This window comes from Dolichospermum sp. UHCC 0260 (genome assembly GCF_009711985.1).
Taxonomy (GTDB): Bacteria; Cyanobacteriota; Cyanobacteriia; order Cyanobacteriales; family Nostocaceae; genus Dolichospermum; species Dolichospermum lemmermannii.
In genome coordinates, this window is the sequence record NZ_VIKZ01000090.1 from 1 (window position 1) to 8,023 (window position 8,023).

10 protein-coding genes are annotated in these 8,023 nt (G+C 40.1%); 1 reads left to right on the top strand and 9 read right to left on the bottom strand.

All coding sequences use genetic code 11. The features are described from left to right. Positions 1 to 65: 65 nt before the first annotated feature. The 3 genes from FJR08_RS22030 to FJR08_RS22040 are packed head-to-tail and all read right to left on the bottom strand — an operon-like array spanning position 66 to position 2,771. The gene (locus tag FJR08_RS22030; RefSeq protein ID WP_168634589.1) at positions 66 to 1,919 is read right to left on the bottom strand and encodes an AAA family ATPase; all 1,854 of its coding nucleotides are present in this window, start codon (positions 1,917 to 1,919) and stop codon (positions 66 to 68) included. Between the two features lie 58 nt (positions 1,920 to 1,977). Continuing rightward, positions 1,978 to 2,256 (bottom strand): ArsA-related P-loop ATPase, encoded by a 279-nt coding sequence (locus FJR08_RS22035; RefSeq protein ID WP_371415573.1) that lies wholly within the window; start codon positions 2,254 to 2,256, stop codon positions 1,978 to 1,980. Continuing rightward, positions 2,232 to 2,771, bottom strand: a complete 540-nt coding sequence (locus FJR08_RS22040; protein WP_168634590.1) for a GvpL/GvpF family gas vesicle protein — start codon at positions 2,769 to 2,771, stop codon at positions 2,232 to 2,234. Before FJR08_RS22040 ends, FJR08_RS22035 begins: the two co-directional genes overlap by 25 nt. 149 nt (positions 2,772 to 2,920) lie before the next feature. On the opposite strand from FJR08_RS22040, the gene FJR08_RS22045 reads away from it, so the two are divergent. Further along, a complete protein-coding gene (locus FJR08_RS22045) occupies positions 2,921 to 3,238 on the top strand; it encodes a hypothetical protein (protein ID WP_041458074.1) in 318 nt (105 codons plus the stop codon). 305 nt (positions 3,239 to 3,543) lie between these two features. Here the strand turns inward: FJR08_RS22045 and FJR08_RS22050 are convergent, their stop codons facing one another. The 6 genes from FJR08_RS22050 to gvpC form a co-directional block, all read right to left on the bottom strand. Continuing rightward, positions 3,544 to 3,903, bottom strand: a complete 360-nt coding sequence (locus tag FJR08_RS22050; RefSeq protein ID WP_039203147.1) for a gas vesicle protein GvpG — start codon at positions 3,901 to 3,903, stop codon at positions 3,544 to 3,546. 11 nt (positions 3,904 to 3,914) lie between these two features. Beyond that, on the bottom strand, positions 3,915 to 4,652 hold the full coding sequence (locus FJR08_RS22055) for a GvpL/GvpF family gas vesicle protein (protein WP_168634591.1): 738 nt from the start codon (positions 4,650 to 4,652) through the stop codon (positions 3,915 to 3,917). A gap of 46 nt (positions 4,653 to 4,698) precedes the next feature. Next, a complete protein-coding gene (locus FJR08_RS22060) occupies positions 4,699 to 5,166 on the bottom strand; it encodes a gas vesicle protein GvpJ (protein ID WP_015080756.1) in 468 nt (155 codons plus the stop codon). A gap of 95 nt (positions 5,167 to 5,261) precedes the next feature. Next, entirely contained in the window at positions 5,262 to 5,960 is a 699-nt protein-coding gene (gene gvpJ / locus FJR08_RS23870) for a gas vesicle protein GvpJ (protein ID WP_371415574.1), read from the bottom strand. A 674-nt stretch (positions 5,961 to 6,634) separates the two neighbouring features. Further along, a complete protein-coding gene (gene gvpN / locus FJR08_RS22070) occupies positions 6,635 to 7,642 on the bottom strand; it encodes a gas vesicle protein GvpN (RefSeq protein WP_015080754.1) in 1,008 nt (335 codons plus the stop codon). Between the two features lie 297 nt (positions 7,643 to 7,939). Continuing rightward, the coding region (gene gvpC, locus FJR08_RS22075) for a gas vesicle protein GvpC (protein ID WP_168634592.1) at positions 7,940 to 8,023 on the bottom strand (84 nt) is incomplete at its 5' end.

Below are 8,023 nucleotides of genomic sequence, written 5' to 3' on the forward strand. Positions count from 1 at the left end.
AATTTTCTATGTTTTGTGACCCCCGGCCAAATTCCTTGCAGCCAGAGGTAACAGTGAGAATCTAACTAAGCATGACGTTGACTGACTAAAACCTGATGAGAATATTCAAAATCATTATTAGTAATTCTGATATCAGCAGGATCTGTCTGTCCTTGCCCTCGGAAACGGCGAATAGCTTCCACAGCAGCTTGATTGCACAGCAACACTAAATCAGCGCCATTCCAGCCTTCTGTGACTTCAGACCAATATGTTAAATTCACATCTAATAATGGTCGTCCCTGAGTATAGACCTGCAAAATATCTAAACGACTGGCCAAATCAGGTAAATCTACTTTAAGTTGTAGATCTAACCTACCTGCCCGTAATAACGCTGGGTCAAGAGCATCAGGACGGTTTGTCGCCCCAATGACCAGAATACTTGCACCGACTTCTACACCATCTAACTCAGTTAATAATTGCCCTACTACCCGGTTACTCACGCCAGAATCACCACTGTAAGTTCCTCTTGCCGGAGCTAATGTATCAATTTCATCAATGAATATGACACAGGGTTCTGCTTGTCGCGCTTTAGCAAATAATTCCCGCACTGCTTGTTCACTAGCGCCCACCCAACGGGTCAGTAACTCTGGTCCGTTGACACCAATAAAATTAGCCCTGGCCTGGGAAGCCACAGCCTTGGCTAATAAAGTTTTACCAGTTCCCGGAGGACCCCATAGCAAAATCCCCTTGGGAGCAATAGCCTTAGTTTGTAGGTAAAGTTCTGGATAAAGTAGCGCCCCTTCTACGGATTCTCGCAGGGTTTGCTTAATATTCTCTAAACCACCAATATCATCCCAAGCAACTTGGGGAACTTCAACTTCCACACTGCGAAGTACAGCTGGTTTGATTTCCTTTAGTCCCTGCAAAAAATCAGTTTGAGTAACCGTCATGTTTTCTGGCGCTTGCACCTCTATAGAAGGAACTTGACGACGCAAAGCTGTGTAAGCCGCCTTTTGACAAACGGCCTTCAAATCAGCCCCCACAAATCCCACCGCCCGCTCGGCGATAAAATCGAGGTCAACGGTGTTATCCAAGGGCATGGAACGGGTGAGAATTTGCAGGATTTCTTTGCGGCCGTTGATATCAGGAATGCGAAACTGCACTTCTCGGTCAAATCTTCCCGGTCGTCGCAGGGCTGGGTCAAGGTGGTCAGGGCAGTTGGTAGCCGCGAGAACAATCACCCCTGGGCTATGGGAAAAACCATCCATTAAGCCTAATAATTGGGCAACCAGACGCTTTTCAACTTCCCCTTCTACGGCACTGCGGTCTGGGGCGAGGCTATCAATTTCATCAATAAAAATAATACAGGGAGCATTTTTGGCGGCTTTTTCAAAGATACCGCGCAGTCTTTGTTCCGCTTCACCGTAATATTTACTGATGACTTCTGGACCGACAATGGCAATGTAGTTAACGCCCAGTTCTTCAGCTAAAGCCCGGGCGGTGAGGGTTTTGCCCGTTCCTGGCGGACCAACTAATAATACGCCATGGGTGGGTTCTAGTCCCAATTTGGCGAGGAGGTCAGGGCGTTTTAAAGGAATAGCAATCAGTTCCTTGAGTTCTTTAAGAATTTCGCTCAGTCCACCGATATCTTTAAGAGCAATACCTGAAGTAGGATCGGGAGGAACAACTGGATCTGAGGGACCTGCACCAGAAGCTGGGGGGGATTGAGTGTTCATCCGACTTGTACCCACATCATTACCCATACTGCCCATATTAGCCCCCATATTACTGGTACGAGGGATATTTCCTGTTCTGGGAATACTGCTTAGGGGTCGGGAGTTAAACTGGACATTGGTCTTGATTTCTCCGTTTTCTGCTTTTTCTTCCAGAGTTTTTACTATTTCTAGTAACTGCTCAAATCCCTTGAATAAATCACTCATCAGATTCCTCCAAAAATTGACTCTAAAAAAACCATTGTTTCTTGGCTACATTATCCACTTAAAATAAAAGATTGGCGGCACCTTGAATTCTGGCCATGGGTTCGACAGATCTGGGTAACTTAGGTAAGCGAATAATTGTTTGCTGTGAAAATAAGCTGCTCTCAATCTCTACATCTTGAGTGTAGCGATTTTGTACCACATAACGCTGTTGAATTCCTATGGTTTTTAGAGATTCTGTTAAGCGAATATGTTCAGCTATAATTGCCGCTTCTCCCTGAATTACACCCACAAATTGGGTATGCTTTGGGTTTTTTAATTTCTTCTGAGCTTTAACCACTTGTTGGCGTTGGTGATTAAATCAATAAGATTTTGTTTTTCTGCTGCTTGAGCAATACTAAAGTTATTTTGGTTTTGATAGCGTTGCTTTTTAGCTAAGAAATAATCCTTACCTCCCCCTTCAGATGGTACTATTTCTTCTATCATTCGTGGGATCAATTTTAAAGTAAATTCGTTTTTACCATTGATCTTTTCTAGCTTATTTTGATATTCTTTTTCATGGGATTTTAAATGGTTTAGCAGATTATTTGTAGAAGTAAAATAAGTTCCAAACCGCAAGGGTAAAACTGTAATCTGTTGAAAAAGTTCACAAATTACTCGATCATGGGATAAAGCCATTTGGATAATTTTTTCATCATTATTTTGGAATGATTCTAAAAATATCCCCGGTTCGACAATAGCCGCAAGTTCAGTACCATTAATTAGCACTACTTGATTAGCAGCACCCTGTGGCAAAATCAAGGGAGAGCTAGGTATTTCCAAAAAAGCATAAGTGTAGAGATTTTCTAATTCCATATATTTCACCTAGATAAAAATATTTGCTGTTACGAAGTACCTAAAGTTCATATTCATTAAAATAAGGGATAAATTTTTTTCCAGATAATTTGGGGATTTACAATTACACAAACTTGGTTATAATGATAAAAAATATTCAGGTATTTTTCATGAAAACAATTAGTAATCGCAGTATTAGCAGAGCTAAAATTAGCACAATGCCTCGGACTAAGTCTGATGCATCAAGTCAATTGGATCTTTATAAAATGGTGACGGAGAAACAACGTATTCAGCGAGATATGTATTCTATTAAAGAACGAATGGGTTTACTTCAACAACGCTTAGATATCCTCAATCAACAGATAGAAGCGACAGAAAAAACGATTCATAAATTGCGTCAACCTCACTCAAATACTGCTCAAAATATAGTGCGTTCAAATATTTTTGTTGAGTCGAATAATTACCAAACTTTTGAGGTTGAATATTAAGATCCATTCTGTACTAGTAATCTGTCAAATTTATTTTGACGGGTTTTTGGTAGTGCGGGCATCTTGCCCGCGTGAGCGAGACGCTCACACTACAGTCCATCATTTTTATATTGACAAACTACTAGTTATATAACCATCCTATTTGAATTTTACTCAATATACTTAGATTGTAACACCGATCAGGAAAGGCTTGGACTTTCTCACTTTTTCAACAATCAAATAGGATTCCTATAGGATAATTCCCAATTACCGTTTTCTAAGGGTTTTGAATATAAAAAGAAGTCGCTTACTTGCGCCCATCAATACTAAGGTAACAAGACGAGATGTTGATCTTTATTAACTTCTGCTGTGAATTGAGGTGGATATTCAAAGTCTTCCTGTTCAGCTTCTAATTCTAAGCGTGCTTCCTCTTGTTCAGCTTCTAGTTCCAAGCGTGCTTCCTCTTCTAAGGCTTGAATTTTTAAAAGAATCTCTTCTTCTTGAATCTCGAATTCTTCCTCACCAATTTCGCCAATATCAAAGGAAAGTTGCAAGCTTAATAATTGTTTATGCAAATTTTCTTGGGCGTCAAATTCAGTGTTAGTCCGCTCTTGGATTTGCTCTGCAATCCAGACAACTCCATTCAGAGGACCCATGATGGGCAGTAGTAACAGTTTCGTCAGCATCGTAATAACTCCTATGAATCAAGCTGGGCAAATGTATAGGGAGCAGTAAAATTGTTGTAGCGAATACGTAAGCGATCGCCAAATTTCTGATCAATCACTTCAACACGTTCGCTAAATTCAGATTCACTTTCCCAAGGAATCAAAAAGGCTGCATTGTAAATCATTTCTTCCGTCATAGGCTCACTGACTACAATCTCCTGAGCGAAAGGATTTAGCTCCTGAGAGAAAACTTCAATTACAGCTTGTTTGCGGGCTAGGAGATTAATTTCAATTAATTGTCCAATTTGGATGACTTCCTCCATACTCAACTTTTTGCCTTCCATGTTGTCGCGCTGCTGCTTTAAATCCTGATGAGACTCCATCATGGTTTGTAATTCCGCTTTAGCATCCCAGAAAATTTTAATGCTTACCTCTCTTTTGCCTGCCAATTTTTGAAACAATTGATTCAATTGATCTTTATGGGGATTAATCAATTGACTCATGATGGTTTCCCAATCTTTAACCACTAATCCAAACCGCAGGGGGAGAAGAACACGAAAACCCTCATGCATTGTTTGTTCTAAAACTTTTTCATGAGTTAACAAATTACGGCGAGAAGCCAAATATTTTTCTTGACGAGCCTCTGAATATAAGAAACAAAACTCATCAACCACTTGACTATGAACAGGTTGCTTATCCAATCCTTCAAGCTCAAGAGTTTCAGGAATTGTATTTGGAAAAATGCCGTACAAATAAAGAGGAATACTCATAAGCTGTGAATAAATTAAACCTAAATTTATGATTGATAAATTGGGATTAAATTGGTTTTGATGTCAAAACTAAACGTAATTTAGCGTGAATAAGATCGATTTGAGCGATACCTAAATCTATCTCACCATCTACAACAATTCCAGTATTTAAAAGTCGATCTAATAGCTCTAATACAGAAGGACGACTACTGGGTTGACCTGGATAATAAGAACCGGAAGATGGTAAAAGAGTCCCAATCTCTCCCAAATTTATATTCAAATCTGCCGGGTCAACCTCAAACATCTCACACAAATGTAAGATTTGTTCTTCTAACTTTTGCAGACTGTCTGCTGCCCGTTCTAAGTCAGGTTCACTCAGTAAATCCTCTTCCATGCGCCGAATTACTTGAGCTTCCATCAACTGACGCACCAATTCCAATACAGTCAAAAGTAAAGGAGCTAAACCCGCTTCATTCTTGGGTTTAGAAGCAATGGTCAGTGAATTGTTGAAGTTTTCAGCGGGAGTGCAAACCATTTTTATGATGCAACCTAAAGTTTTAAATGTCTTTGATGCAATTTGATTATTAAAGTTTCAGGAGTTTCAGATACTTCAAGCCTAGATAGTTTAGGTTAGACATCAATCGCTGGATCTACGGATGATGAACTTTCTTCACTGGTTTGAGCCTGAAAATCGAGAATTTCCACGGTTGAAACCACAGGTGATGAACTTTCTTCACTGGTTTGAGCCTGGAAATCGAGAATTTCCACGGTTGAACCTACAGGTGATGAACTTTCTTCACTGGTTTGAGCCTGGAAATCGAGAATTTCCATTGATGTATTTACATATGGTGGAGTTCCCCCACTGGATTGAGCCTGAAAATCTAGAACTTCAATTGGTGTATCTACAGGTGATGGAATTTTTGCACTGGTTTGATACAAATCATCTTTAACATCTGCTGCTAAGGGGATTTCCTCTTTCACACTAGAAGATGTCAGTGAATTTAGCTTTGCCTCTAGACTCTCTAGACGATGCTGAAGTTGTTGATTTTCTTCAACCAAACGTTGAGCCTTAGTGCTGAGATAAGGATCGCTTTCCCACCAATTGATGCCCATTTCCTTGGCTTTATCCACAGAGGAAATTAACAAGCGAATCCGAATATGTACAAGTTCGGTGGATGCGATAGATATAGAAATATCGCCAGCAATCACAATGCCCTTATCTAAAACCCTTTCGAGAATGTCCGCTAAAGTCGAACCTTGGGTAGATGTGTTAATAGTTCGACTTGAGTTAGTCTGAGGACGTGTTGGCAGTATTGGGGTAGAAGTCACAAATAATTCAACTCTTGAATGGTATAGGACTCATATCTGATTTTACAGACTAAAAATTCCTGCTCTAAAGAAAATAAAGCGTTGATTATTAGTTGGCAAAAATTAACTTTTTTTGCATTCGCGCTAGTGGTCTGTCGGGCTAAAAATTGTGATTTTGAGGGAAAATAGAGAGCCTGTAAACTATAAACCTCATCAACAAATAGAGATTTGACAGACCAATAGTAGTTTGTCAAGATAACAATGATGGGCTGTAGTGTGAGCGAAACCCTCACGCGGGCAAGACTTGTACTGAGCTTGTCGATAGCGCAGCGTGGCGTTAGCCATAGTATGCCCGCACTACCAAAAACCCGTCAAAGTAAGTGTGACAGACCAACAGTCTTGGACTTTTGGAAATAATTTTTAACCATTAGGCTTTGCCCAGGTTTAAAGCCGAGCAGAGTTGAGGCTTTAACTTTTTCGATAGGTTGCTTCTCAACATTTATTGAGTTACACCTATTTGCTTAATATTATATCAAATATTCGGCAGAAAAACTGACCAAGAAAGTGTTCATTCCGCAGCGACTAACACTGTTGATTGAGCGATGCTCAACTTCGCGAGTCGCTCAAGTAGTGACTCGCCCGCATTGATCGCATCACCTCCCGGTCGGGTAGGTGAGAGGCTTCTACTTTCTAAGCTAATTTGGTTGACCAGCTAATTGTTGGGATAAAAATTGGGAATTGTCAATCAGAAAATCATTGTCTCCTGTGACTCTATTATTTAATATTTCCAGTTCTTCGGCTGATAATTTCTCTAGTAACTCCAAGAAAATGTTTGTGGATTCGCTCATAGATAAATGAGAGCGGTTGAACAGAATATCTATAGCAATATCTGGAAAATCTAAACTTTCTGTTGTCACCGGAATATTATTATCAGCACAGACCTTAGCAATCATTAAACAAGACCGTAAGCCGGAAGTTTTCTCCGCGCCGGTAGCTAGACGAAATGACTTAACTAACCGCACGATGAAGTTAGCAGATTCTCGATCTATATTTGTTTTCTGAATTAATATCTCTGTTTGAGTGATTTCATCTGGTTCTGGCATACTAATAGTTACCAATCTATCCATCAAAGCATCTTGGGTTGAGTGAACTCCCGCATACTCTTCTGGATTCGATGTAAAAATCACCCGAAATTGAGGATTAACACTCAAGTATTCTGGCTGATTGCTGCTAGGAGGAAGACTGAGAATTTTTTCTTCTAATGCTGACAGCAGGACGTTATTAACTTCAGGTCGTGAACGGTTAAATTCATCATAAACTAAGGTGAAACCTTCACGACAAGCTAAGGTTAATCGGGAATCAACCCAATTCTGCTTAAATTCGTCCTCGAGTTTAACAACACTATGGATATAGTTGTCTAGTACCTTTTTGTGAGTGTAACCAGATTCACTACCAATCAAGTCCGAACTCTTAAACTGGTCGTCTCCAAACAGTAACATGACTGGTCTGTCCAGACAGTTAGCCAAGTGCATGGCTAGGGTTGTTTTCCCTGTGCCGGCTGGTCCGCGTAAGTGAACAGGAAACCCCGATTTGAGATAACGTAGCGCCCGAATTGCGACTCGCTCGATAGCAGGTGTGACGACAAACTGCCCTGGACGAAGACGAAGAACGGCTCTTTTATGATTAACCTTGGTAGTAGTCATAATTTAAAGATGGTAAAAAAGTTTATGTTTGTGCGGATATTATTGCCAAACTTGGGTTTGTATATGAAGCACGAAGCCTAGTTTAATAAGAGTATCAACGTTAATGCTAGACAGATTTTCTATGTTAACGAATACGGAGTATAAATATAGACAACCGAAACTTCACGCCAAGAGTCATTGTTGTTGAATTTTATTAATCGCCCCCTTGTCTTACCAGTCTTGCAACTGGAATATCAGGGGGTTTTATTATGTAGCCCCATTGTCCAACAAATGGACTACAGGTAATGAGAGTATTTATTAACCAAAGATACTCACAAACAAATCCTGACGGAATTTCAGGAGAGATTCCTTCTGTTCCTTAGCTTGAGCAGTTCTTGCGTC

Coding starts and splice junctions, on each gene's coding strand:
- FJR08_RS22030 (WP_168634589.1), bottom strand. CDS start 1,919: ATGAGTGATTTATTCAAGGGATTTGAGCAGTTACTAGAAATAGTAAAA.
- FJR08_RS22050 (WP_039203147.1), bottom strand. CDS start 3,903: ATGCTGACGAAACTGTTACTACTGCCCATCATGGGTCCTCTGAATGGA.
- gvpN (WP_015080754.1), bottom strand. CDS start 7,642: ATGACTACTACCAAGGTTAATCATAAAAGAGCCGTTCTTCGTCTTCGT.
- FJR08_RS22040 (WP_168634590.1), bottom strand. CDS start 2,771: ATGGAATTAGAAAATCTCTACACTTATGCTTTTTTGGAAATACCTAGC.
- FJR08_RS22045 (WP_041458074.1), top strand. CDS start 2,921: ATGAAAACAATTAGTAATCGCAGTATTAGCAGAGCTAAAATTAGCACA.
- FJR08_RS22060 (WP_015080756.1), bottom strand. CDS start 5,166: ATGGTTTGCACTCCCGCTGAAAACTTCAACAATTCACTGACCATTGCT.
- FJR08_RS22055 (WP_168634591.1), bottom strand. CDS start 4,652: ATGAGTATTCCTCTTTATTTGTACGGCATTTTTCCAAATACAATTCCT.